Below are 24,607 nucleotides of genomic sequence, written 5' to 3' on the forward strand. Positions count from 1 at the left end.
AAAGCGATATCAATGAGTATCAATCCATTCGTACATAAGTATACTGTCCAAACGAAGGTGTCCTATTTCTGGACACCTTCACTTTGTATTACACCATACAGTGTTATCACAACGCACTTTTATATTTTCTGAAAGTTGGCACAATAATTGCATATATAAAGTTGAAAGCATTTACAGCATATATTTTAAAGGGGGAAAAGGAATATGGATATCGGATCTTATCTGGCACAAAACGCGAGAAAAAAGCCGGAAAAACTTGCAATTGAGTGCAATGGGAAGACTTATACGTACAAGCAGTTTAATGAGGAAGTAAATAAATTGGCACACGGCCTTCTCAACCTAGGGGTTCACAAGGGTGAAAAAATCGCTTTGATGATGAAGAACTCTGATCAGTTTGTACTCTCATTCTTTGCTGGCGCCAAAATAGGTGCGGTGATTGTGCCGGTGAATTTTCGTCTGACGGCAACAGAGGTCCATTATATTCTCGATCAGTCTCAATCGGTCGTCGTTATTTGCGACGAGGAATTCGAGGAGGTTGTCACATCTGCAAGAGAAGGAACGGGAGTCCTGCATGTTATTACTACGGGCACTCCAAAAGTAGTCGGTCATCATACATTCGAAAGAGTGATGGCTGATAATACAGCGGAGCCGTCCGTTGAAGTCAATGATGATGATGATTTGGAAATTTTATATACATCCGGTACAACAGGTAGACCTAAAGGAGCACTGTTTGACCACAAACGGGTCTTTAATGTTGGTCTTACAATGATGATCAGCATGGGAATCAACGAGGAGGAGCGCTTCCTTCACATTGCACCGCTGTTTCATTCAGCACAGCTTAACCTGTTCCTAATTTCAGGGGTAGTACTTGGAGCCACACACATCATTCACCGTGATTTTCATCCGGTCACGTCCCTGCAAGCCATACAGGAGAATAAAATCACCCACTTCTTTGGTGTTCCAGCCATGTACAACTTCCTGCTGCAAGTGCCAAACGCAGCCGATTATGATCTTTCTTCAATCAAAAGGTGCGGATACGGGGCTGCACCAATGGCTCCCGAGGTCGTCCGCAGAAGCATGGAACTATTCAAGACAGACCAGTTTTATAACCTATGCGGTCTCACTGAAGCGGGACCTGGAGGAATCCTGCTCGACCCGCAAGGTCACAAGACGCATTTTGGAAAGGGCGGGAAAGCGGCTTTTCTGACTGAAGCGAGAGTGGTCAATGAAGAAGGCAAGGATATCGAGCCTGGAGCTGTCGGCGAATTCATCATCAAAGGTGAATCAATCATGAAAGAATACTACCGGAAGCCTGAAGAAACCGCGAAGACTATTAAGGATGGATGGTTGTATACAGGTGATTTGGCGACGATTGATGAAGAAGGATACATCACCCTCGTAGACCGGAAGAAAGACATGATTATTTCTGGTGGAGAGAATGTATATTCAATCGAAGTAGAGGATGTGCTTTATGAGCACCCCGCCGTACTGGAAGCAGCGATTATCGGGCTCCCTGATGAAACCTGGGGAGAAGCGGTTTGCGCGGTCATCGTACCGAAACAGGGTGCTGAAATCAATGAAGACGAATTGAAAAGTTTCTGTCGGCAAAAACTGGCAGGTTATAAGATTCCAAGGAGGATGTTCATTGAAGAAGCCCTCCCAAGAAACGCTTCCGGAAAAATACTTAAATATCAATTGCGTCAATCGTTGAATGGCGTGAAGCAGTAGAACTGTATTAATAGAGTCAGACATAATGGGATTTTCATAGAGGAGAGGTAATAAATGAGACACCCCTATTTAACGGACGATCATGAAATCTTTCGAAAGTCCTTAAGGAAGTTTTTGGAGAAGGAAGCCTATCCATTTTATGACCAGTGGGAAGAAGAACGGATGATCCCGCGTTCATTTTGGACGAAAATGGGCGATCAGGGCTATCTGTGCCCCGATATTGATGAACAATATGGGGGAAGTGAAGTGGATTGGGGCTTTTCGGTCATAATTAACGAAGAGATTGAGAGAGTGGGTTCCGGCCTTGTCGGAATCGGTCTTCATAATGATATCGTCGTACCCTATATCACCTCTTACGGGACGGAAGAACAGAAAAAACGTTGGCTTCCAAAATGTACGACTGGAGAGTTCATCACTGCCATTGCAATGACAGAACCCGGCACAGGTTCAGACCTGGCAAACATTAAGACAACAGCTGTCCTCAAGGGTAACCACTATATCTTAAACGGCCAAAAGACATTCATTACAAACGGCATCCATTCTGACCTCATTGTTGTTGCTTGCAAAACGGACCCGAAAGCGAAGCATAAAGGGGTCAGCCTGCTGGTCGTTGAACGTGATATGACTGGTTTTTCGAGAGGAAGAAAACTCAACAAGGTAGGCCTGCATTCGCAGGATACAGCTGAACTTATTTTTGAAGATTGCGTGGTACCAAAGGAGAACTTGCTTGGCGAAGAAGGCAAAGGGTTCATCTACCTCATGGAAAAACTTCAGCAGGAACGCCTCCTGGTCGCTATAGCCGCCCAAGCTGCGTCAGAAGTGATGCTGAAACAGACCATCGACTATGTGAAAAGCCGTGATGCGTTTGGAAAGCCAGTGAGCAAATTTCAGAACACGCAGTTCAAGATAGCAGAAATGGCTACAGAGATCGAGATGACCAGGGCCTTCCTTGATCAGTTGATTGCCGAACATATAGAGGGTGAAAACATCGTCACAAAGGTATCCATGGCAAAGTGGAAAATGACAGATACCGCCAAGAAAATTGCAGCGGAATGCATGCAGCTTCATGGGGGCTACGGATATATGGAAGAATACGAGATTGCCAGGAGGTTCCGTGATATTCCTGTTGCCAGCATTTACGCAGGTACAAATGAAATCATGAAGACGATCATCGCCAAGAACTTAGGTTTATAGATAGAAACCTGAAACTCCATTGCAGAAAGGAAGAAGGATATGCGTGAAGTAGTAATTGTTGAAGGTGTGAGGACACCGGTCGGCAGAAGAAAAGGACAACTAAAAGATATACGTCCGGATGACCTGGCCGCCCTTGTTCTGCAGGAAGTGGTCAAACGGGCCGGTATTGAATCGAAACTAATCGAGGATGTCATTCTAGGATGTGTGACCCAGGCTGGAGAACAGGCCGGTGATATCGCCAGGGTGGCTGCTTTGATTGCAGGCTTTCCGATTGAAGTCCCTGGAACAACGATTGACCGTCAGTGCGGTTCGAGCCAGCAGGCTGTCCATTTCGCAGCACAGGCGATTCTGGCTGGAGACATGGATGTCGTGATTGCCGGAGGAGTCGAGAATATGACCAGAGTTCCGATGGGATCGAACTATCAGGATGCCATTCCATTCAGCCCGAAATTGAAAGAACGTTATGAGATTATTCATCAAGGACTATCTGCCGAGAGGATAGCCGAAAAATATGGCTTCACCCGTACAGAACTGGATGAATATTCGGCAGAAAGTCATCGACGTGCACTCAGCGCTCAGGCTGAAGGATACTTCAAACGTGAAATCATGCCTGTGGAGATTACTCTTGAAGATGGAGAAAAGGCATTCGTAACTGAGGACTCTGGACCAAGGGAGGGCACTACGGCAGAAACGCTTTCCGGCTTAAAGACAGTCTTTAAAGAAGACGGAGTCATCCATGCAGGAAACTCTAGCCAAATCAGTGACGGTGCAGCTTCCCTTCTGTTGATGAGCCGTGAAAAAGCAGAAGAGCTGGGCTTGAAACCTCGCTTCAAAGTGCATACAAGAGTGGTTGTCGGATCAGATCCTACCTTGATGCTGACGGGACCTATTCCAGCAACGGAAAAAGTTTTGCAGAAATCAGGATTGAAGATTGAAGAGATTGATATATTCGAAGTCAATGAAGCCTTTGCACCTGTCCCGATGGCTTGGCTCAAAGAAACAGGCGCAGACCCGGCAAATCTCAATCCGAATGGGGGAGCAATCTCACTTGGCCATCCACTCGGTGCCAGCGGAGCACGCTTAATGATCACCATGATGCATGAACTGGAAAGGACTGGCGGCCGCTTTGGACTGCAGACGATGTGTGAAGGCCACGGAATGGCGAATGCAACGATTATTGAAAGACTGGATTAAATAATGTCACTAAAGAACCGTCTTACTAATGAGAAAAGCCCGCACAGATATAGTAAGAAGATTTTATCGGGAGGGGTAAATATGAGCACAACAATCGGCAGGATTTTTGACATGACCGTAAGAAAATTCCCGGACAAGGAAGCCTTGTATGACGTCCGGAAAAATGTCCGTTTCACTTATCGCGAATGGAATGAGGAAGTAAATCGCCTTGCAAATGCACTAATGCAGGAAGGTGTTAAAAAGGGAGATAGGGTAACCGCCTTCCTGTTCAATACTGAGGAATTAGGAACAACTTTCTTTGCTTGTGCAAAAATCGGAGCGGTGTTCAACCCTATTAATTTCCGCCTGATGGGTGAAGATGTTGCTTTTATACTTAACGATGCTGCCCCAAAAGTTGTTCTTTTTGAAAAGGCAGTGGAACCGGTCATTGCCTCGATTGAAAACCGATTCCCTCACACAGCCTTCTGGTTCATTGATAAGGAAACACCTGATTATGCCGCTTGCTACCATGAAAAAGTCCAAGCTTCAAAATCAGAAGAGGTGAAAGTTGAAGTTGGTGAGGATGATCTCTACGCGATAATGTACACAAGCGGGACAACCGGCAGGCCAAAAGGTGTCATGCATACGCATAGGGATATGGCAGAACAGAGCCTGATCGTCATCGCAGCGACTAAGTTGAACGAAAAAGACGTCGGCCTGGTGGCTGCCCCGATGTTTCACTGTGCAGAACTACATTGTGCCTTTCTTCCGAGGATTCACGCCGGAGGAACAAACGTTCTACTTCACCAATTTGCACCAAAAAAAGTACTGGAATTAATCGATTCAGAAAAAATTACGAAGTTCTTCGCAGCACCAACGATGTGGAATATGCTTTTGCAGGAAAACCTGGCAGACTACAATCTTCAAAGCTTGCAGTTGGGCCTATACGGCGGGGCACCAATGGCACCATCGCTTGTCCATGCATGCCATGAAATGCTAGGTATTGGATTAGTGCAGGCGTATGGAATGACAGAAATGGGGCCGGCCATCACTTTCTTATCGGAGGAAGATCAGCTTACAAAGGCAGGTGCTGCCGGCAAGGCATGCCTTAACCATGAGATTAGGATCGTCAAACCGAATGAAGATGGACCCTCTGACCCTGAAGATATCCTTTCTAATGGAGAAAGCGGGGAAATCATTGTACAGGGCCCGTGTATGATGTCAGGCTATTTCAATCGCAATGAGGCATCCGAAGAAGCAATGCATAAAGGCTGGTACCATTCAGGTGATATAGGCTACTTGGATGAGGAAGGATTCCTTTGGGTCAAGGATCGAGTGGACGATATGATCATCAGCGGGGGAGAGAATATTTATCCCAGAGAGGTCGAGGATGTACTTCATGCACACGATGGAGTCCTCGATGTCGCGATTGTAGGCCAGCCTGACAATCACTGGGGTGAAAGTGTTACAGCCTTTGTTGTGAAGAAAGATCCGCTGCTGACAGATGATGCACTCGATGAATGGTGCAGAAATAGTGCCAGCCTGGCAAATTATAAACGTCCAAGGAACTATCTTTTCGTTGACGAACTCCCTCGAAATGCAAGCGGGAAAATACAAAAGTTCTTGCTGCGTAAGAAAATGGAGGAGTTAGCCGCTAAAGGACAGACAACAAAATGAGTGAGGGATTGCATGATGTTGAAAGGCATTAAAATAATAGACTTCACTAACTATATTCCGGGTCCATTTGCCACCCAAAGGCTTGCAGAGATGGGAGCGGAAGTCATCAAAGTGGAAGCACCCGATGGAGACCCTGCAAGAAATACCGGGAAAGGATTGGTATTCACCGCTCATAATCGAGGGAAAAAGAGCATTACCATCAACCTCAAACATAATGAGGGGCAGAAACTCGCCCTGGGCTTGCTCAAAAAGGCTGATGCCGTCATGGAAAGCTTCCGCCCTGGCGTTATGGAGAGGCTCGGTCTGGGATACAAAGATGTCAGCAGCATAAATCCAGGAATCATCTACTGCTCCATTACTGGGTATGGCCATAGCGGGAAGATGTCGAGGCTCGGCAGCCATGACCTGAATTATATGAGCCTTAGCGGAGCACTTGCCCAGCTTAAGGACGAAATAGGGAATCCAGTCCATCCTACTCACACTTTCGCTGATTATGTCGGGGGATTGGCCGCAAGTGAACGGATCCTTGCAGGCCTTGTGTCCAGAAGTTTATCAGGCGAAGGAAGCTATCATTGCCTTTCAATTGCTGAGAGCATGGCTTCGTTAATGACCAACCATGTTCTCATTGAAAAAGAAACCGGTTATCAGAATGGAGTCGGAGTCCTGAATGGAGCTGTGATTTCATATGGACTCTATGCGACAAAAGATCAAAAACATGTATGCCTGGCAGCGCTTGAACCTAAATTTTGGCGCAACTTTTGTCAGGCGCTCGGAAGGGATGAATGGCTTTCTGCCCACCTCACAAAGCCGGATACAAACAACGAGGTTTACTGTGAAATGATTGAACTGTTTAAAAGCAAATCACTGTCGGAGTGGGCGGCATTCGGCATGGAAGTGGACTGCTGTCTTACACCGGTTCTTGAGGCCGGGGAGATTGCTGAATATCCGCTTTATAAAGTTAGGGGCTTCGTTTCTTTCAATGGTGGAGTAAAGATGCACGGAGACTTGGATAGCGTTGCCGCTTCACCGCCGCCGGAAAAAGGCGCACAGACCAAAGAGATCCTATGCGAATGGCTTGGTGCTAATGATCAAGACCTCCTTGATTGGCAGACAAAAGGCGTTATTCAATACCTAAAATGAAGGAAAAGGAAGGGGAAGTTTCAATATGATGAATGTTCCAATGACAGTAAGTTCTCTATTAGAGAGAGCAGAAAAGTTTTTTCCGAAAAAACAGGTAGTCTCCCGTACATCTTCAGGGATTCACCGGTTAACTTATAAGGAAATCGGTGAACGTACAAGAAGACTCGCCAGTGTTCTGGAAAAACTGGGTGTAGGTAAAGGTGAAAGAGTCGGTACATTTGCCTGGAACCATCACCGCCATTTGGAAGCCTATTTTGCAGCACCCGGGATGGGAGCAGTCCTGCACACAATCAATATCCGTTTATCACCTGAACATATTACTTATATTATCAATCATGCAGAAGACAAAGTATTATTTGTTGACGAGGATTTGCTTCCGCTCATTGAGAAATGCAAGGACACGTTTGAGACTGTCGAAGCCTACATCATCATGTCTGACAAAAAAGAGCTTCCAGAAACGACGCTGGAACCAGCTTATTCCTATGAACAGCTGCTTAGTGAAGCTGATCCTCATTTTGAATTTTTAAAGGATATCGATGAAAATGACCCTGCAGGAATGTGCTATACATCTGCAACGACCGGAAACCCTAAGGGCGTTGTCTATTCACACAGAGGCATTGTCCTTCACAGTTTTGCTTTTGGGCTGGCTGATACGGCCGCCCTTTCGGAAAGTGATGTCGTCATGCCGGTGGTTCCAATGTTCCACGCCAATGCATGGGGAATCCCATTCGCTGCAACCTGGTTCGGATCGACACAAGTATTGCCTGGGCCATTATTTACCCCGAAGCTGCTTGCAGAGCTTATCGAGCAGGAAAAAGTAACATTTACCGCCGGTGTACCGACGATATGGCTGGGTCTGTTGAATGAATTAGAAACTGGCAGTTATTCAACATCCTCGTTAAGGTCTATCGTATGCGGCGGGTCGGCAGCACCAAGAGGAATGATTAAGACCTTTGAATCAAAATACAAAATTCCTTTCTTACACGCATATGGTATGACCGAGACGGCACCCCTTGCAGTTGTTTCCAGGCTGAAGAGTTATCAGACTGACTTGGATGAAGAAGAAGTTCTTGATATCCGCTCGAAGCAGGGATTGATTGTGCCAGGGCTTGATATGAAAATAGTGGGTGCGGATGGTGAAGTGAAATGGGACGGAGAGGAAATGGGTGAGCTCCTTCTGCGCGGACCATGGATTGCTGATGAATATTATAAAGATGAACGTTCCACGGATGCATTCCGGGATGGATGGCTGTACACCGGTGATGTTGCAACGATTGATGAAGAGGGGATCATTAAGCTGGTGGACCGCACGAAAGACCTGATCAAGAGCGGGGGAGAGTGGATTTCCTCGGTAGATCTTGAGAATGCGCTCATGGCACATGACGCGGTTTTCGAAGCAAGCATCGTGGCCGTTCCGCATCCACAGTGGCAGGAACGCCCGGTTGCCTGTGTGGTCCTAAAAGAACAGTATAAAGATAAGGTAGGCAAGCAGGATTTGCTGGATTTCATGGCACCTCAATTCGCCAAGTGGTGGCTTCCTGATGATGTCGTCTTTATGGAGGAAATTCCGAAAACATCAGTAGGGAAGTTCCTGAAACGGGCACTCCGTGAAAAACTTAAAGACCATTTAGTGCAGAATTCCTAATAATATGGCCAGTAATGTTTAAAACCATAACTGCACAACAGATAGCTGGATATTATTAACACACTATAACTCAATAACCTTGAATTAAGAACATTTAAAGACTGTCCTTCCATACTGAAGAGACAGTCTTTTTATTGTGAAAATTAAGTATTTTATTCGTTAAACGCTTACATAATACAAATTAAGTTCACTCCATACTTTTTCATTGATTTCTTTCCGTAATCCCCCTATACTTGACGTTTGGTTTTCATAGAAACTGACGTATATGGGAAACAATAAAAATAAAAATCACATAAGAAGGTGTAATTATTAAACATCAGAGAGAAAGTTATAAAACAGATTGGAAAACATTTATTATCAGTGGAGGATTTTTACTGCTTTTTGTATTGATCTCCTTAATAAATGAAGAAGTGCTTGCAACATGGATTAGTGACTCCTTTTCATTTGCAGTGACCTATTTAGGAGCGTTTTGGCAGCTGTTGCTTCTTGGAACGTTCTTAATTGGATTAGGGTTGGCTGTTTCAAAAACAGGAACAGTCCGCCTCGGAAAATTAGATTCGCCAGAAATTGGCTATTTTCGCTGGATGGCGATGGTCCTGTGTACACTATTAGCGAGCGGAGGGGTATTTTGGGCCGCAGCAGAACCTATGTACCACTTCTTAAGCACGCCGCCTCTATTCGCTGAAGAAGGTGCTTCACCTGCGGACGCAGTGATCCCTGCATTGGCGCAAAGCTATGTGCATTGGGGCTTTTTAGCCTGGGCAATACTCGGATCTCTTACCACAATAATTCTTATGTATGCTCACTACCATAAAGGTTATCCTTTAAAGCCCAGAGCGATTTTATATCCGATTTTCGGTGAAAAAATCTATAACAGCTGGTTAGGTACTCTGGCAGATGTGGTATCAATCATTGCTGTTTCTGCTGGAACAATTGGCCCGATTGGCTTCCTGGGTCTGCAGGTGGGGTATGGACTGCATTCATTATTTGATGTTCCTAACACGCTTGCAACTAATATTTTTGTGATTCTTGCGCTAGTCGCCATAGCATCTATTTCAGCAGCAACTGGGATTGAACGGGGAATTCAGTGGTTAAGCCGGGTTAACGTCAGCTTAACGGTTGTATTAATGATTGCGATATTGATTCTCGGCCCTACGATGTTTATCATCGATGCGTTTATAGGGGCAGAAAGCTTTCATATTCAAAACTTCCTTCGCATGACATTATATCGGGCGGACAATGACTGGCTCGGATGGTGGACTGTTTTCTTCTGGGGCTGGTTCTTGGGATATGGTCCAATGATGGCCATTTTCATAAGCAGGATCTCCAGAGGACGCACAATAAGAGACATCGTTATCGGTTTGTCTGTCGTTGCGCCGATTGTTAGTAACTTTTGGTTTACGGTAGTAGGGGGATCAGGTATTTTCCACGAAATTCAGAAACCAGGTTCAATATCCACGGCTCTGAATGAATCAGGCATGCCGGCCGCTGTAATCGCTATAATGAACCAGATTCCATTTGGATACGCCTTATCGATTGGATTCCTTATTGTAACGATCGTCTTTGTAGCGACGACCGCTGATTCTATGTCTTATACAGTTGGTGTTGCCATCACTGGTAGCGACAATCCGGCTAAGTGGATCCGTGTGTTCTGGGCACTTATCTTTGGTGCACTAGCAATCGTATTATTAAGCATCGGAGAGGGCAGCATCGGAACGCTGCAAAACTTTATTGTCGTGACAGCTGTTCCGGTTTCATTGTTATTGTTGCCATCATTATGGTTGGCTCCTAAAGTTGCACGTGAAATGCTTGTAGAGCAGGAAAGAACGAAACTTTAAATCATATCAAACCGAAAAAAGCCTATCTGCGATTTTTTAAGCAGATAGGCTTTTTTTAAAATATATCAAGAAAAAGGGTGGTAATCTTGGGTTTTGAGACCGTCTCAAGTTAAAGATAAGGCAGAAAAATCGCAGAAACAACCCTTTCCGCATATTTTTAATATATGAGGAGGGGATACAGAGATGAAATTACCAGCTATTGACCTGGGACTGATGTCCGAACATTTAGCAGCACATGAAGGGGTCATCAATAAGCTTAAAATATATCACCAAATGGTTCAAAATGAGAGCCTTAAAAGGATATTAAGCATCCATATCAACACACTTAGACACCATGTTGCTGCTATGCTAGCGTTGATTGATCCAAACCGCACTGAAAAAATTCATTTAGTCGATTTGCCAAAAATCCCTTTAAGCGAACACATCGGAAACTTAGCCGAATGGGAAAAAGACATAGCTCTTGAAAGCAGATCTTCAGCAAAGTTAATGGGTACCAACAATTATAATTCAGCATCCATGATGAAAGATGAAAATGTAAAATCCATCCACGTCAAGATGGCTAAACAGGATATACAGTTACAGACGATGTATGGCCAGCTGATTAAAGCTGTCAATGGAGATTATGTGCCTATGGCCACACCTGAAATGCAGTGGATGGCTATACAGAAATATCAGCATGTGTTGAATGAATAATTAAGACTTACAGTAGTCAAGCTGCTTGGGCCGGATTGTTTATTAGACCAATTAATAAGGGGAGGTAACACAATGCCTTCCTGATTATTTATTTTTTCAAGTAGACATAACATATATTATAGGAAGCAATCTTAAAATAGCTATTTTTGTCTCAAAACCATAGTATTCTCTAGATATTGAGACGAAATTAAAATTTTGCTAAATGAGACACTTTCTATAATAAACCTTATTGAGAAGTAATTTTTGAGCTAGTTCCCAATGAATTTTTCGGATACCTTCCGTATAACGTTCGGTGACATTCCTGATAACACTCCGGGATGTTCAAATAATTCTCTGGGTCGGGATAGAATTTGTTGGTACCTCCGAATAACAATTATTTGGAGGTTTTTTTCATGGAATTTCAAACTGCATTGGATGAATTTTTGCTCTACCTCGAGGTTGAACAAAATTATTCCAGTAATACCCTGTCAAGCTATGAAAGCGATTTAACGCTGTTTCACAGCTTTCTTAAGGATCATAAGCGGTCAACACTATTGGAGGATCTGAATCCCTCCCTCGTGCGCCGCTTTATCCAGCAGCAAACCCTTCAGCAGTATGCCAAACCGAGGTCGGTTCGCCGGCGTATCTCGAGTTTAAAGTCGTTCTCGAAGTTCTGCTTAAAAGAATAAATGATGTCGTCTGACTTCATGGCCGGCATTCAATCACCCAAGATGGATACGAAGCTTCCGGTTTACATGAACCTGGAAGAAATCCAAAAGCTCTTCCGCTCCCTGGAACAAGATGAGCGCCCCCTCTCGCTTCGAAATGAAGCGATGTTCAAGCTGCTGGGAACCACCGGGATGAGACGACAGGAACTGATTGATCTCACCTGGCAGCAAATTGACTTATATAATGAAACGATTCTGGTGTATGGGAAAGGGAAAAAGGAACGCCTCCTCCCCCTTCACTCCATGATGATTCCGTTATTAAAGAAGTATAAAGCTTCTTTACTGGAGCATCAGACTCACCCGCTGGAGCCTGTATTAAACACATTTCATAAATTTCTTTTCCATTCGTCGAATAAGTGTAATCAAGCTTAAGTTTTAAGGCGTAACTCTTAGCTTGAATTACCCCTTAGGAAAGCACGCTTAATCGGCACGGAGACCAGGCGTATATGGAAAAAGTGATTCGTGACGCAGGCGGGTCAACGGACTTTGAAGCAATTACCACATATCCCGATACGGAAACGCAGATTCCTTCAAGTTACCAATATACCTTGCATCCAATTCAGATGTAGAAACAGATGTTTTCTTCTTTTTCACTTTCTTTATTTGTATTAATTGTAGTTACTTCTTAATAGAATGTCATTGGTGAGACAGTTACGTCGCGGTAAACAATTCACGGTAGACATTGCAAATAATTCTTATAACCGATGTTATACGAACTATACCGCTTTATAGGATTGTACCTATTAAACCCTTCAATTAGATAGAAGTCCAATACCTTTTGTACTTCTCATATATTTAAGTAATATGTTTATCAAATTTTCAGATGAACTTTTTTAGTGAATAATCTCATTGTACTAAGCATCAAATGTTTACTCACCCACTAGTTCATCACCATCTCGGTCGTCCATACATTTACAGAGCCAATATTATATTTAGGTTAGGAAAGTGAAACTGTTGACACTAAAAGGACCACACATATTAGACATGTATAATGTGTGGTCCAACATTTCCTGCATACTTCATACTCCAAAGACCTTCGGCTAAATGTAAAAAAAAGCCCCCCAACCTAACGGGAAACCGATTATACAATAAGCTTAACCTCTTCATCAAATGGATAGCATCTAATTCTCATGAGTACTTCTTCTAATGAAGAAAAACCTCTCGGACCAATTGGGTAGTCTGTTATTTTTATAACCGAACCACATTTAGCATTTCCTTTATAAAGCTTCACAACTTCACTTACATTCTCAGAATGTTCTACTAAACATGTCTTGGATAATGTAACTTCTTTCTTTATCCATTTCTCATAAATAACAAAATAGTCAACTGTCCTACCAAACTTATAAATTGCTTGACTTTCAAGCAACTCTTCTATTATCAATGAATATCTTCCCTTCTTGTTATTATTTCTTATAGCTGTAAAGAAGCACCAAGAGATATAAAACCCGAAAAAGATCAATCCGTCCGTCATTTAGGAAACTCTTTATCATCATAGATTTATCCTTTTAGCTTTAAACTGGCTCTTACTTCTTTACATATAAAAATCAGGTAGAGACTTTATTCACTCAATATTTTGTGATATTGCTCTCTTTAAGACAGATAATGCGGTGGAGATTACTGACAATTTAATACTTAAGTATTTTAAAGGGGGAAATTTCTCAGTTTAGTTAAATCGTTTCGTAATCTGTAGTGGAATATTACCCCAGTCATTCACCGCAATACCTGTACCATTTTTAATCAATTTAAAACTAACTAACTTTAATTTCTTTTTCATTTACTGGGTACAAAGGTTTTTCTCCCTTCATAATCGCAATAATATCTTTCGCCGGAGTAACTGCCATTTCAATCATTGCTTCCTCAGTATGAGCGGCAAGATGCGGAGTAACTATTACATTCTCTAAATTCCATAAAGAATGATCAACAGCTGGAGGTTCTGTTTCAAAACAATCTAGGCACGCACCTCTAATTTCACCGCTGCCTAATGCTTTTTCCAATGCAATTTCATCTATAATTCCGCCTCTTGCTGCATTAACTAGGATTGCATCCTTTTTCATTTGTTGTAGCGCTTCCTCATTAATCAGGTGGTGTGTTGAAGGTAAGTATGGTACATGAATCGTAACTATATCAGAAGATGCAAGAACTTCACTAAGGGATTGATTCAGTTGAACATAAGATGACACATTTTCTTCACGAACATACGGGTCATATACAAGTACATCCATCCCTAATCCATAGTGGCATTTTTCGGCAACCAATTGACCAATGTTACCAAATCCAACAACACCTAATGTTTTTCCTTTTAATTCTATGCCAAACTTCCTGTTACGAACTTCAAAATCTCCATTGCGTAAAGCACTATCTACTTGGATCAATTGGCGTGATCCTGACAAAATTAAAGTAAGAACATGCTCAGCAACAGCATTTACGTTGGCAAAAGGTGCGTTCGTCACGAGTATTCCACGGTCAGATGCAGCTTCTAAATCAATATTGTCGACCCCAATTCCATGTCTAGCAATAACTTTTAATTTACTAGCTTTTTCGATAACAACTCGACTCAATTTTGCTGTTCGGATTAGAATAGCATCTACATCTGAAACATGAGATATCAACGTTTCCTCATTATAATCCGGAGGAATGATAACTTCAGCACCTTCTTTTTCAAGTAAATCTATACCTTCTTTAGCAATTGGCTGTGGTATTAAAACTTTAAAATTCATTATGATTTCACCCTATTCAAATAGATTTTCAAATTTTCAACTATAAGAAAAGGGCTATGAGCACTATTTAATAAAGGTTTGCTGCATAGCCCTAAACTATTACACTACTAATCTATTATTAGATGTAAGGTTATTACTTTGTTTTTTCATAAATACCCTGATATCTCTCATAAGCATCTGCTAAGAATTGTTTAGCTTCTTCAGGGTTCATATATTTTGCAGATACAACATGTTTTTCCGTTTCTGCAATGTAATCTTCATTAACTGCTGCCTTTTCCATTGCTTGTGAAAATGTGTTAATAACTTCATCTGGAGTTCCAGGAGGGAATGCCCAGAAGTAGATTTTGTCAAATGTTACATCTACACCTTGCTCCTTAAAGGTTGGAACATTAGGGAATTGCTCTATTCTTTCTTCTGATAAAACACCTAAACTGACCATATCTCCAGATTCAATATAATCTTTAACAAGGCCTAATGGATTTGGAATAATATCAACTTGTCCACCAAGTAATGCTGTAATTTTATCTGCACCACCGCCTGCATCAACAATATTAAATTCTACACCTGCCGCATCAGCTAAAGCCATTAACTGTATATAAGTAAAAGCACCAACATTTGTACCTACAGAAACTTCACCTGGATGTTCTTTCGCATACGCAACAACATCATCCCATGTTTTAAACTTTGAGTCACCACTTACTAAAAATGAATTACCTTGGTCAAGTACACTAATACCAGCGATTTCAAACTCATCATATTTGAAATCAGCAACACCGAAGATACTATTTAGTAACATTGAATCTTGGAATGCACCAACTGTATAGCCATCAGGCTTTGCTTTTAAAACTTGACGAGATCCAACACTACCACCCGCACCAGAAACGTTAGAAACAACTGTTGATACACCTAGTTCCTTTTCAACATATTTTGCAAATGTTCTTGAGTTAATGTCAGTATCTCCACCTGCTCCAAAAGGCACGACAACCTTAATTGTTTCATCCGGATAGCTGCTTGATGCAGTTTCTTTACTAGTTTCTGCATTTTCTTTACCACTTGAATCACTTTCCTTAACAGGCTGAGATGACTGTGCACCACCGCAAGCTGCTAACAACATTGTCATTGCAATAATTAATACCCACATAATTCCTTTTTTATTAATTGATTTTTTCATCTTTACTCCTCCTATCGGATATTTAGTTTTTGACTTTTCGAAAGATTCAAAAAATATATTGTAAATTTTTTTATCCAAATAATGAATCACAAAAGTAAACATCACTTACTTTGATTTCCACTTATTCCGAAGAACACCCCCTTTTAGTAAATCAAAGTTATAAAATAGACTTTAGAAGGGGTAGTTCCCCAACAAGTTAATTTATACAGGGAAGGATTAAGCCTTTTATGCAATTTTTAAATAAGCCTGTACATCCTAGTAATACTCCACCATCTTCTATAAGCCATCATTTGTTGAATAGTTCTTTTACAAATCACTGAAAGTGTAACTATTTTTATACTCTGACTTCTGCCTTATTGTCTCTAAAACTCTTAACTACCTTTAAAACTATAGAAGTTATAGCAATTATCCAGAATACCGCAGCTATTGGATCAATAATAAATGGTGTAAAATCACCTTTTGTCAACATTAACCCTCTTCGCAAACTAAGCTCCGCAATTGGCCCAAGGATAAACCCTAAAATAACTGGTGCTATCGGAAACTTAAACTTAATCAAAAGAAATCCAAGAACCCCAAAGAAGATTAATGCGAATATATCAAAAATACGATTATTAACACCGAACGCACCTACAACACAAAGAACTATAATAATCGGAAAAAGTATATGCTTTGGAATACTTAACAATTTTATAAATACTCTCATTCCAGAGAATAAGAAAATGATCATTGCGATATTAGCAATAATTAACGCCGCAAAAATTCCGTATACTATATCTACATTCTGTGTAAAAAATAGTGGACCTGGTTGCAACCCGTGCATCATTAAGCCACCTAATAACATCGCTGTTACAGTATCTCCTGGAATTCCTAAAGCCATTAAGGGAATTAAAGCCCCACCAACAGATGCATTATTTGCTGATTCAGAAGCAACAACACCATCAGGTGCACCTTTTCCAAACTGCTCAGGGTGTTTAGATTGATTCTTTGCTGTAGCATATGCAATCAAGTTGGCTGGACCTCCACCTAGACCAGGTAGTATCCCGATACCGATACCAATCAAGCTTGAACGAAGAAAGTTCCACCATTGACCAACAAACTCCGTTATCTTATATCCAAAACCTTTAACTTTATGATTCACTTTCTTAGATAAAGATGGATTAATCTTCTTTTCAGCGGTCATTAAAATTTCACCTAATGCGAATAGTCCGATTAAAACTGGTAATAAATTAAAACCAGCATCAAGGTCTGTTAACCCAAATGTAAACCTAGGAAAAGCGTCAATTGGAGCAGATCCTACCATTGCTATCGCCATACCTATTAAGGCTCCGAGCAGGCCCTTTAAAATTGACCCCTCAGATAAACTAGATATTAAAGTCATGGCAAACAAGGTAATAGCAAAATACTGAATTGGACCAAACCTTAAAGCAAATTCAGCTAAAGGAGGAGCAATTAATATTAAAGCGGCAATACTTAATAATCCACCTAAAAACGAGAAAGTAATAGCTAGTCCAAAAGCTTTTCCAGCTTCTCCCTTTTGCGCCATTGGATAACCATCAAATGTGGTTGCAATAGAGGAAGGAGTACCAGGTATCTTTAATAATATTGCTGGGATAAGTCCCCCTGAAATACCTCCTATATATAACCCCATAAGTAAAGCCATTCCCATAGCTGGATCCATTGTATAGGTTATAGGGAGACAAATAGCTACTGCCATTGTTGCTGTTAGACCCGGGACGGAACCAAAAAACAACCCTAGTATCACACCGATAAATATTATAACCATAGTCATCGGTGTAAACATTGTTGAAAAACCAGTTATTAAATCTGCTAACATTCTCTACACCTCACTTAGCCTAAAATTCCTCCTGGAAGCATTAAATTAAATCCATAACGGAAGCTAAAATAAGTAACTACAGAAACTACAATAGATAGAATTGCAAACTGAGGAATATTCCAATACTTTTTCTCTGAAAATAAACAAATTTGAGCAAACAAATAAATAGATGTACTTATCAAAAAGCCGATTTGGGACATAGCGATTATATATATTAAAATTAATCCAAGGGTATACAATACATATTTACTTTTTGATGATAATGGAACCTCTTGTTCAGATTCTGTTTTTTGAATAAGCTCTTCATCCAGTACTTCCTCGCTTACTACTTCCACATTAGTAGCAGCTTGATTTATTTTAGCCTTTTTCCAATTGATTATTGTTTTAGTTAAAAGCACTACACTTAATGCAAATATCAACCCAGTTACAAGTCTAGGAGCAAACTGTGGTCCAATTTGACTTGTAGTCAATCTTTTAAAAGTATAGGTTGTGGCATACAACACAATCGATATAACTATTAACGAAACACTAACAATAAAATCTTTTTTTAATTCCGCCTTTTCCACTTTTTCACCCCTTTATATAAAATACGAGAACGGAAAACGCTTTCAAAATACTTGAAATTAGGTCTAATATAACATTTTTTGGATCCTTTTTTATACATTTTTAAAAAATTTATTAAATTCAACAGGGGAAATTTGAATCTAACCAAAGGGTATTGCCACCTGGATAACACCTTTTTTCTAAGAATATTATTCAGATGGCTTAACCTATCATTATAGAAAGATATTAATAAATTAAAACTTTAAATTTATTTCCCTTTTACAAATACAGTTTTAATTGATGTGAAAAATTCCTGAGCTGCTTGACCTTGTTCACGTGAATGTGAACTAGATTTTTTCATACCGCCAAATGGTGCTTGCAATTCTACGCCTGCACTTTCGGCATTAACGCGTACCAGGCCAGCTTCTAAGTCACTAACAAAATCAAGCATATTTTGAATATTAGTAGTATAAATAGATGCACTTAAGCCGTACTCTACACTGTTAGCAAGTTCGATACCTTCTTCTAAGCTATTAACTTTCATAAGGGCAATTACTGGTCCGAAAATTTCCTCTTGAGCAATTCGCATTTCATTCGTCACACCATCAAATACAGCAGGTTCAATAAAGAATCCTTTCTCTAGACCATTACCTGTTAATCGTTTCCCACCATGAATTAACTTAGCACCGTCTTCTTTTCCTTTTTCAATGTACGATAAAACCGTTTCTAATTGACCTTCGCTTGCTGATGGGCCCATCCAAACTCCCTCTTCAAGTCCATTGCCAATTTTAATTCCTTTAACTTTTGCAAGTAGCTTTTCCTTAAATTCGTTATAAACTTCACTTTCAACAATTACACGACTCGTAGCTGTACACTTTTGTCCTGTAGAACGGAAAGCACCACTTATAGTGCCATCAACTGCAAGATCAAGATCAGCATCTTTCGCTATAATAACTGGGTTTTTACCTCCCATTTCTAACTGGTACTTCGCACCGCGAGCAAATGCTCCCTGTCCTACTTGCTTACCTACTGAATCCGACCCAGTAAATGTGATACCTGATATATCAAGGTTATCAATAATTCCTTGACCAACAACAGATCCGGAACCAGTAACAAAATTCATGACCCCTTTGGGAAGCCCAGCGTCTACTAGACACTCAACTACTTTCGCAGCAGTCACAACCGCTTCGCCTGCAGGCTTAAACACAACCGTGTTACCATATATAAGGGCAGGAGCAATTTTCCAAATAGGAATTGCAACAGGGAAGTTCCACGGTGTAATTACACCAACAACACCTAATGGTACACGAGTTGTAAACATGAAACCATCTTTATCAGTTGATGGGATAACATCCCCTACTTTTCGCATTCCTTCCCCTGCATAATAACGAAGAAGCGCAACACCACGAGCAGTTTCACCTTTAGCTTCAGGAAGTGTTTTACCCATTTCACGTGTCATTGTTTCAGCAATTTCATCTAATCTTGAATCAAGAATATCAGCGGCTTTATACAAAAAGTTACCTCGTTCTGCTCCTGGAAGCTTTCTCCATGAAGTTTTAGCGTTTTTTGCTGCTTGGACCGCATTATCAAGATCTTCTCGTGTTGATTTTTGCACTTTACCTACAACTTCACTTGCGTCATTGGGATTAATACTTTCTGAAATCTCACTTCCAGAACTTTTTACCCATTCTCCATTTATAAAATTTAAGTATGTTTTTGTCTCAACAGTTATGGACATTTGTAACTTCCTTTCTAAAAATAAATTATAAATTCAATAGTAAATCAAAGATTAAACCTGAACTTTATCTGCAGTTAAGCCCCATGCTTGTAATAGTTCTGATAAAGCTCGTTTATCCTCTTCATTTAATGGATCTACAGGTTCTCTTGTTACACCAGCTGTTAGATTAACTTTTTCCATTGCTTCTTTAATAATAACAACATTATTTCCATTATTGTATTTAGCACGTAAATCCTCAAATGGCAGCACTTCTTCCCAAATCTTCCATACAGTTTCTTGATCGCCATTTTTTAATGCAGTTAACATTTCTTTCGACTTTTCTGGGTATATATTAACTAATCCTGAAGTAAAACCTACAGCTCCTGCATTATAAAAATATGGAGCCCATTTTTCAGCTGTACCACAAACCCAAGCCACATTATGTTCTTTTGGAACTTCACGAACAAGCTTTGTAAATCTCGGCAGATCATTGATAGCGTATTTAACACCTACTAGCTTGTCTAAAAGAGCCAACTCTTTCAATACATCATCACTTAGATTAGGGTCTTTAAAGTAAACAATTGATGGAATATCAAGTGCTTCGATAATTGCTTTAAAATAAGATACTGCACCTTCTGATGTAATATATGGGTGAATCGGCTGATGAATCATTACACAATCTGCTCCTGCTTTTTGTGCTGCTTTTCCTAATTCAATTGCAGTATCAACAGCATATCCTACTCCTGCCACAACGAGTGCGCGTCCATCAACTAGCTGAGTTACCTTCTCCGTAACTGCTTTTGCTTCTTCTAATGTAAGCGCATAAAATTCTCCAGTATTTCCATTTGGAACAACTACTTCCATGCCATTTTTGATTAAAAAGTGAATATTCTCTTCTAATCCTCCCCAATTTATTGCTTTTGTACCTTCTTCAAACGGCACCATATTAATTGCTGAAATTGTCGAGAACTTTTCACTGAAATTTGCGTAATCCATGCTTAAATCTCTCCTCTTAGTCAATATTTATTTTTCGATTGTTAAGGTTTTCACTCCAGAAATATAATCTTTAAATGACTGGTTTATTAGGGATGTTACCGTAAGGGATACATAGTCCGCTCCCCATTCTTCCCTTTGTCTTGCACCTTCTTTGTTTTTCGTGTGAATCCCAACTTTTACTCCATGCTCTTTTGCAACTTTATAAATCTTATCAATACTCTTTAAAACTTCTGGGTGATCAACACGGCCACCGTATCCCATAGAAACGGATAAGTCAGTTGGCCCTATATAAACAATGTCAATTCCTTCAACACTCAAAATATCCTCTAGATTTTCCATCGCTTTTCCAGATTCAATATGTATACAAACTAAACTTTGTTGATTTGCATGTTCTAAGTACTCGTAAATTGGAACAGTTCCATATTGAGCAGCTCTCATGGAAAATGCTGCACCTCTTTTACCTAAAGGAGGATATTTTACAGCCTCAACTACTTTTTGAGCCTCTTCTTTACTGTCAACCTGAGGCACATGAACTCCGTGTGCTCCTCGATCCATTGTCTTAAGAATAACAGCTGCGTCACTTGATACTACACGAACTAGAGGTGTAACCCCTGCATTTTCAGCTGCAATTACCATATGTTCAACATTTTCTGGAGAAAGTAAACCATGCTCGTTATCAATAACAACTACGTCAAATCCGTTATAAGCTGCCATTTCCACCATTTGCGTACTAGGAAATCCGACAAAAGCTCCTAATGCAGATTTCCCGCTATTCTCTTTCAATTTATCTTTTAATTTATTATAAAACATTAAGTATTACCTCCTATTTTCTAACATCTATTTAGAAGTCTCTTTTAAATATTCAGCGATATTAACTCCGTATTTTTCACCTGTGGCTTCTAACTCTTTAAAAATATCTTTCGACAATGGTACTCCATCCTGTTCTCTCTGCTTTTTTCGATCTAACTCTATTTCACCAGGCATGAAAACCCTATCAAATCCTTCACTTGGCTTACTTTCAACCGTTTCTTTAACTTTTTTCTCCATATTCTTGTAAAATTCTTCTTTACCTACAAAGTTATCTACATTAATTGCACCAAAGAAATGACCAAGACGCTGCGGATCAGGATCGCCATACATTTTTGGGATGTCTGCTCCGAAAAGAGCTCCAGTAAGCACTCCACTTAAAATATCAATGATAATTGCTAATCCAGAGCCTTTAGGACCCATAGGAAGAACAAAACCTTCTAATGCTTCTTTCGCATCAGTTGTTTGTTTACCATCTTTTGTAATAGCCCATCCTTCAGGAATACTTTCGTTATTTTTGTTAGCTAGAATAATTTTTCCTCTTGCCACATTACTTGTAGCCATATCTAACATGACCGGATCTTTCCCTTGGCCCACAGGTATTGATATTGATAATGGGTTGGTACCTAATGAAGGCTCCATTGAACCAAATGGGACCATTATTGCTGAACCGTTAGTCATTGCAATCCCAATACATCCTTTTTCGGCGGCCATTCTTGTGTAATAAGATGCTGTACCAAAATGATTAGAATTTTTCACACCTACAAAACCTGTACCATGTTTTAAAGCCTTTTCAATCGCTTGCTCCATAGCCAAGTTTGACACTACTTGACCCCAACCATTATTTGCATCATAAAGTGCTGTTGTATTACTATCATTAACTAAATTAATTTCTGTCTTACATTCAATCAGGCCTTCTTCCATTCTTTTCAAATAATCCGTTAACCTTGAAACACCATGAGAATGGACACCTAATAAATCCGCGTCAACTAAAGATTTAGCAATTATCTCTGATTCGTTTTTCGGTAAGCTTTTTTGTAAAACGTCCGAACAATATTTCTCCAGATCACTGGATGACATGACAACCTGGTTCATAACTCTCACCTCAAATTTTTATAATAGTTTCATATATTAAATATAATATTTGAAATCTGATATATCACATATTTTACACTAAAGAATAATTTACAGTCAAGTTATAATTATCTAATTTTACTGAAAATTCTTTATAATACCATACTACTATTCCCTTTCTCTTACGTTCTTGTTTCAGAGAAAGCTATAGGAACATTATTTGAATCCCCTGTTGTTTTACCCAATGCAAATTTTTTCGTGCGATTAATATGTGATCTCATCGCATTCTCTGCACCTTCACCATTCATTTCTTTAATGTTTGTAAAGATGAGTAAATGCTCCTCAAAAGCACGAGTATGCTCTTCCTTGTCTGATAAAGCCTTTTTTCTAATAAATTGATCAAAAGAACGGACTGATTCTATTTGATGAGAGATATAATCATTCTTTGCTGCATTCCGAATAGCATCATGGAATAAGCCATTGATTTTCTCCAGCTTTTCACTATCTTTTTTCTCAGTATATTCTTTCATGCGTTGAATATATGACTGTAACTCCTCTAATTCCTTTTCTGTTCTTTTTAGGGCAGCCAACCCTGCTGCAACACCCTCTAAAGCCGCCCTTGCTAATGTTATTTCCTCGACAGAAGACATTACACTATTAGACACAAATGTGCCCTTTCTTGCTTTTGTAACTACCAATCCTTCTTTACCAAGCTGTCTTAACGCTTCTTTAATAGGGGTCGTACTAACATTAAACTCTGTTGCGAGCTCTCTTTCCCTCAAATGCTCCCCTGGTTCATAATTTCCATTCAAAATACCTTCTTTTAATACTTCATAAATTAATTCTCTAATAGATCTTGACTGCTCACTTATCTTTTCATGGACACTCTTCTTCTCCATATCCACGTTCTCCCCTCTATAAAAGCTTAGCTTGTTTTACCAGACTTTTATAAGAATGTACTATTTTTTTAACTTCTGTTAATTAAACAAGTTACCAAAAACTAATTTTGCTTATTTAAAATGAATTGCTATTGAGTTACTTCATATTTTTGATATCTGATATATCATTTATATTATACACCTTTATCCTTTTTAATGAAATACCCTTCCTCTTTCCTTCAAACAGGTCCAACACTTTTTGCCATATATAGAATTCGTGTTTATCTAATATATCTACTGTACCCTCGATTCATACTTTGGCGGTAGTACGTCCGCTTCACTTGCATGCGTGTTGAAGTTTCTGGAAGGTTTATATGAAAGGATTTTTAACCCATGAAAAAACATATTTATATTAGGGAATCTACTCTCCCCCCACCGCTAGTACCTTTTATCAATGATTCAAAATTAGCGACAGCTTTAAATATAGTATCAATACTTATGTTTGGGATAGTATTATTTTATTAAGATAATTACTTAAATACTCTGCTGAGGGACCCATTCTTTCACAAACTAGCCAACAAACACTCTCTGCTTCAAATTACTACTATAAATTTCCTCCCTTCTATTAGTATAAATAATCAGTAATACCGGAACTCTATAACTTCCGATAGAATATCCGTAATCTTGATCACTGCAATCTCTAAAGGATATCTCATTCTTTCATCAATGATATTATTAATTTAACTTTTTAGTCCTTAGGATTAATTCTTTTCTAGGTTTAAACAAGCATGGATGGCATCATTTATACCGATTTTTTCTTTAACAGGAGGATCTTCAAGTCCGCATTGAGCTTTCGTTTAAAGTCGATTTTGTTGCACAGTATACGTCTACTACGTAATACAACGGTTAATCTATATAGTGGTAAACAGTCTGTCATTCTGTGGTACTCTTTTTGTCATTTGGTGGTAAATACTATGTCAAAAGTGGTACATTTCAAAGACGTAATCAGAATGAATACGGCCAGTGAAATGTACCACTTTTGACATTCTATTTACCACCTAGTGACAAGAAATGT

At 39.9% G+C, this 24,607-nt stretch carries 20 protein-coding genes and 1 pseudogene; 11 read left to right on the forward strand and 10 right to left on the reverse strand.

Annotated elements, in window-relative coordinates; translation table 11 throughout:
- Positions 1-204: 204 nt before the first annotated feature.
- The 11 genes and pseudogenes from BSG1_RS05495 to BSG1_RS21715 form a co-directional block, all read left to right on the forward strand.
- Positions 205-1,728: a class I adenylate-forming enzyme family protein gene (locus BSG1_RS05495; protein ID WP_006835935.1), complete on the forward strand. Its 1,524-nt coding sequence runs from the start codon at positions 205-207 to the stop codon at positions 1,726-1,728.
- A gap of 54 nt (positions 1,729-1,782) precedes the next feature.
- Positions 1,783-2,922, forward strand: a complete 1,140-nt coding sequence (locus BSG1_RS05500) for an acyl-CoA dehydrogenase family protein (protein WP_006835936.1) — start codon at positions 1,783-1,785, stop codon at positions 2,920-2,922.
- A 39-nt stretch (positions 2,923-2,961) separates the two neighbouring features.
- Positions 2,962-4,116 (forward strand): thiolase family protein, encoded by a 1,155-nt coding sequence (locus BSG1_RS05505; RefSeq protein WP_006835937.1) that lies wholly within the window; start codon positions 2,962-2,964, stop codon positions 4,114-4,116.
- An 81-nt stretch (positions 4,117-4,197) separates the two neighbouring features.
- Complete coding sequence (locus BSG1_RS05510) at positions 4,198-5,772, forward strand: fatty acid--CoA ligase (protein WP_006835938.1); 1,575 nt, start codon at positions 4,198-4,200, stop codon at positions 5,770-5,772.
- Between the two features lie 15 nt (positions 5,773-5,787).
- On the forward strand, positions 5,788-6,912 hold the full coding sequence (locus BSG1_RS05515) for a CaiB/BaiF CoA transferase family protein (protein ID WP_044022461.1): 1,125 nt from the start codon (positions 5,788-5,790) through the stop codon (positions 6,910-6,912).
- A gap of 25 nt (positions 6,913-6,937) precedes the next feature.
- The gene (locus tag BSG1_RS05520; RefSeq protein WP_006835940.1) at positions 6,938-8,557 is read left to right on the forward strand and encodes a long-chain fatty acid--CoA ligase; all 1,620 of its coding nucleotides are present in this window, start codon (positions 6,938-6,940) and stop codon (positions 8,555-8,557) included.
- A 353-nt stretch (positions 8,558-8,910) separates the two neighbouring features.
- Positions 8,911-10,395, forward strand: coding sequence for a BCCT family transporter (locus BSG1_RS05525; protein WP_442852152.1), 1,485 nt, complete (start codon positions 8,911-8,913; stop codon positions 10,393-10,395).
- 183 nt (positions 10,396-10,578) lie between these two features.
- Complete coding sequence (locus BSG1_RS05530; RefSeq protein ID WP_006835942.1) at positions 10,579-11,088, forward strand: hypothetical protein; 510 nt, start codon at positions 10,579-10,581, stop codon at positions 11,086-11,088.
- Positions 11,089-11,480: 392 nt separating this feature from the next.
- Positions 11,481-11,756, forward strand: coding sequence for a site-specific integrase (locus BSG1_RS05535; protein ID WP_044022463.1), 276 nt, complete (start codon positions 11,481-11,483; stop codon positions 11,754-11,756).
- A gap of 3 nt (positions 11,757-11,759) precedes the next feature.
- Positions 11,760-12,167, forward strand: coding sequence for a tyrosine-type recombinase/integrase (locus BSG1_RS05540; RefSeq protein WP_156791407.1), 408 nt, complete (start codon positions 11,760-11,762; stop codon positions 12,165-12,167).
- 38 nt (positions 12,168-12,205) lie between these two features.
- Positions 12,206-12,343 (forward strand): annotated as a pseudogene (locus tag BSG1_RS21715) (DNA/RNA non-specific endonuclease); the annotation flags it as partial.
- A gap of 533 nt (positions 12,344-12,876) precedes the next feature.
- Here BSG1_RS21715 and BSG1_RS05545 read toward each other — a convergent pair.
- The 10 genes from BSG1_RS05545 to BSG1_RS05590 all read right to left on the reverse strand — a co-directional run bounded on the left by BSG1_RS05545 (position 12,877) and on the right by BSG1_RS05590 (position 23,553).
- Positions 12,877-13,176, reverse strand: a complete 300-nt coding sequence (locus BSG1_RS05545) for a hypothetical protein (RefSeq protein WP_156791408.1) — start codon at positions 13,174-13,176, stop codon at positions 12,877-12,879.
- Positions 13,177-13,543: 367 nt separating this feature from the next.
- A complete protein-coding gene (locus tag BSG1_RS05550) occupies positions 13,544-14,512 on the reverse strand; it encodes a hydroxyacid dehydrogenase (RefSeq protein ID WP_006835947.1) in 969 nt (322 codons plus the stop codon).
- Between the two features lie 133 nt (positions 14,513-14,645).
- Positions 14,646-15,683: a tripartite tricarboxylate transporter substrate binding protein gene (locus BSG1_RS05555; protein ID WP_044022473.1), complete on the reverse strand. Its 1,038-nt coding sequence runs from the start codon at positions 15,681-15,683 to the stop codon at positions 14,646-14,648.
- A 334-nt stretch (positions 15,684-16,017) separates the two neighbouring features.
- Positions 16,018-17,517, reverse strand: a complete 1,500-nt coding sequence (locus BSG1_RS05560) for a tripartite tricarboxylate transporter permease (protein WP_006835949.1) — start codon at positions 17,515-17,517, stop codon at positions 16,018-16,020.
- A gap of 14 nt (positions 17,518-17,531) precedes the next feature.
- Positions 17,532-18,083 carry a tripartite tricarboxylate transporter TctB family protein gene (locus BSG1_RS19730; protein ID WP_006835950.1) on the reverse strand — a complete coding sequence of 184 codons (552 nt, stop codon included), beginning with the start codon at positions 18,081-18,083 and terminating at the stop codon, positions 17,532-17,534.
- A 245-nt stretch (positions 18,084-18,328) separates the two neighbouring features.
- Entirely contained in the window at positions 18,329-19,798 is a 1,470-nt protein-coding gene (gucD, locus tag BSG1_RS05570; RefSeq protein WP_006835951.1) for an alpha-ketoglutaric semialdehyde dehydrogenase GucD, read from the reverse strand.
- Positions 19,799-19,849: 51 nt separating this feature from the next.
- A complete protein-coding gene (locus tag BSG1_RS05575; RefSeq protein WP_006835952.1) occupies positions 19,850-20,773 on the reverse strand; it encodes a dihydrodipicolinate synthase family protein in 924 nt (307 codons plus the stop codon).
- A 27-nt stretch (positions 20,774-20,800) separates the two neighbouring features.
- The gene (locus BSG1_RS05580; protein ID WP_006835953.1) at positions 20,801-21,583 is read right to left on the reverse strand and encodes an HpcH/HpaI aldolase family protein; all 783 of its coding nucleotides are present in this window, start codon (positions 21,581-21,583) and stop codon (positions 20,801-20,803) included.
- A 27-nt stretch (positions 21,584-21,610) separates the two neighbouring features.
- Positions 21,611-22,675 carry an Ldh family oxidoreductase gene (locus BSG1_RS05585; RefSeq protein WP_006835954.1) on the reverse strand — a complete coding sequence of 355 codons (1,065 nt, stop codon included), beginning with the start codon at positions 22,673-22,675 and terminating at the stop codon, positions 21,611-21,613.
- Positions 22,676-22,836: 161 nt separating this feature from the next.
- Positions 22,837-23,553: a GntR family transcriptional regulator gene (locus BSG1_RS05590; RefSeq protein ID WP_006835955.1), complete on the reverse strand. Its 717-nt coding sequence runs from the start codon at positions 23,551-23,553 to the stop codon at positions 22,837-22,839.
- Positions 23,554-24,607: the final 1,054 nt, after the last annotated feature.

The sequence above is a fragment of the Bacillus sp. SG-1 genome (assembly GCF_000181495.1).
Classification (GTDB): Bacteria; Bacillota; Bacilli; order Bacillales; family Bacillaceae_B; genus Rossellomorea.

Coding starts and splice junctions, on each gene's coding strand:
- BSG1_RS05495 (WP_006835935.1), top strand. CDS start 205: ATGGATATCGGATCTTATCTGGCACAAAACGCGAGAAAAAAGCCGGAA.
- BSG1_RS05500 (WP_006835936.1), top strand. CDS start 1,783: ATGAGACACCCCTATTTAACGGACGATCATGAAATCTTTCGAAAGTCC.
- BSG1_RS05505 (WP_006835937.1), top strand. CDS start 2,962: ATGCGTGAAGTAGTAATTGTTGAAGGTGTGAGGACACCGGTCGGCAGA.
- BSG1_RS05510 (WP_006835938.1), top strand. CDS start 4,198: ATGAGCACAACAATCGGCAGGATTTTTGACATGACCGTAAGAAAATTC.
- BSG1_RS05515 (WP_044022461.1), top strand. CDS start 5,788: ATGTTGAAAGGCATTAAAATAATAGACTTCACTAACTATATTCCGGGT.
- BSG1_RS05520 (WP_006835940.1), top strand. CDS start 6,938: ATGATGAATGTTCCAATGACAGTAAGTTCTCTATTAGAGAGAGCAGAA.
- BSG1_RS05530 (WP_006835942.1), top strand. CDS start 10,579: ATGAAATTACCAGCTATTGACCTGGGACTGATGTCCGAACATTTAGCA.
- BSG1_RS05535 (WP_044022463.1), top strand. CDS start 11,481: ATGGAATTTCAAACTGCATTGGATGAATTTTTGCTCTACCTCGAGGTT.
- BSG1_RS05540 (WP_156791407.1), top strand. CDS start 11,760: ATGTCGTCTGACTTCATGGCCGGCATTCAATCACCCAAGATGGATACG.
- BSG1_RS05550 (WP_006835947.1), bottom strand. CDS start 14,512: ATGAATTTTAAAGTTTTAATACCACAGCCAATTGCTAAAGAAGGTATA.
- BSG1_RS05555 (WP_044022473.1), bottom strand. CDS start 15,683: ATGAAAAAATCAATTAATAAAAAAGGAATTATGTGGGTATTAATTATT.
- BSG1_RS05560 (WP_006835949.1), bottom strand. CDS start 17,517: ATGTTAGCAGATTTAATAACTGGTTTTTCAACAATGTTTACACCGATG.
- gucD (WP_006835951.1), bottom strand. CDS start 19,798: ATGTCCATAACTGTTGAGACAAAAACATACTTAAATTTTATAAATGGA.
- BSG1_RS05575 (WP_006835952.1), bottom strand. CDS start 20,773: ATGGATTACGCAAATTTCAGTGAAAAGTTCTCGACAATTTCAGCAATT.
- BSG1_RS05580 (WP_006835953.1), bottom strand. CDS start 21,583: ATGTTTTATAATAAATTAAAAGATAAATTGAAAGAGAATAGCGGGAAA.
- BSG1_RS05585 (WP_006835954.1), bottom strand. CDS start 22,675: ATGAACCAGGTTGTCATGTCATCCAGTGATCTGGAGAAATATTGTTCG.
- BSG1_RS05590 (WP_006835955.1), bottom strand. CDS start 23,553: ATGGAGAAGAAGAGTGTCCATGAAAAGATAAGTGAGCAGTCAAGATCT.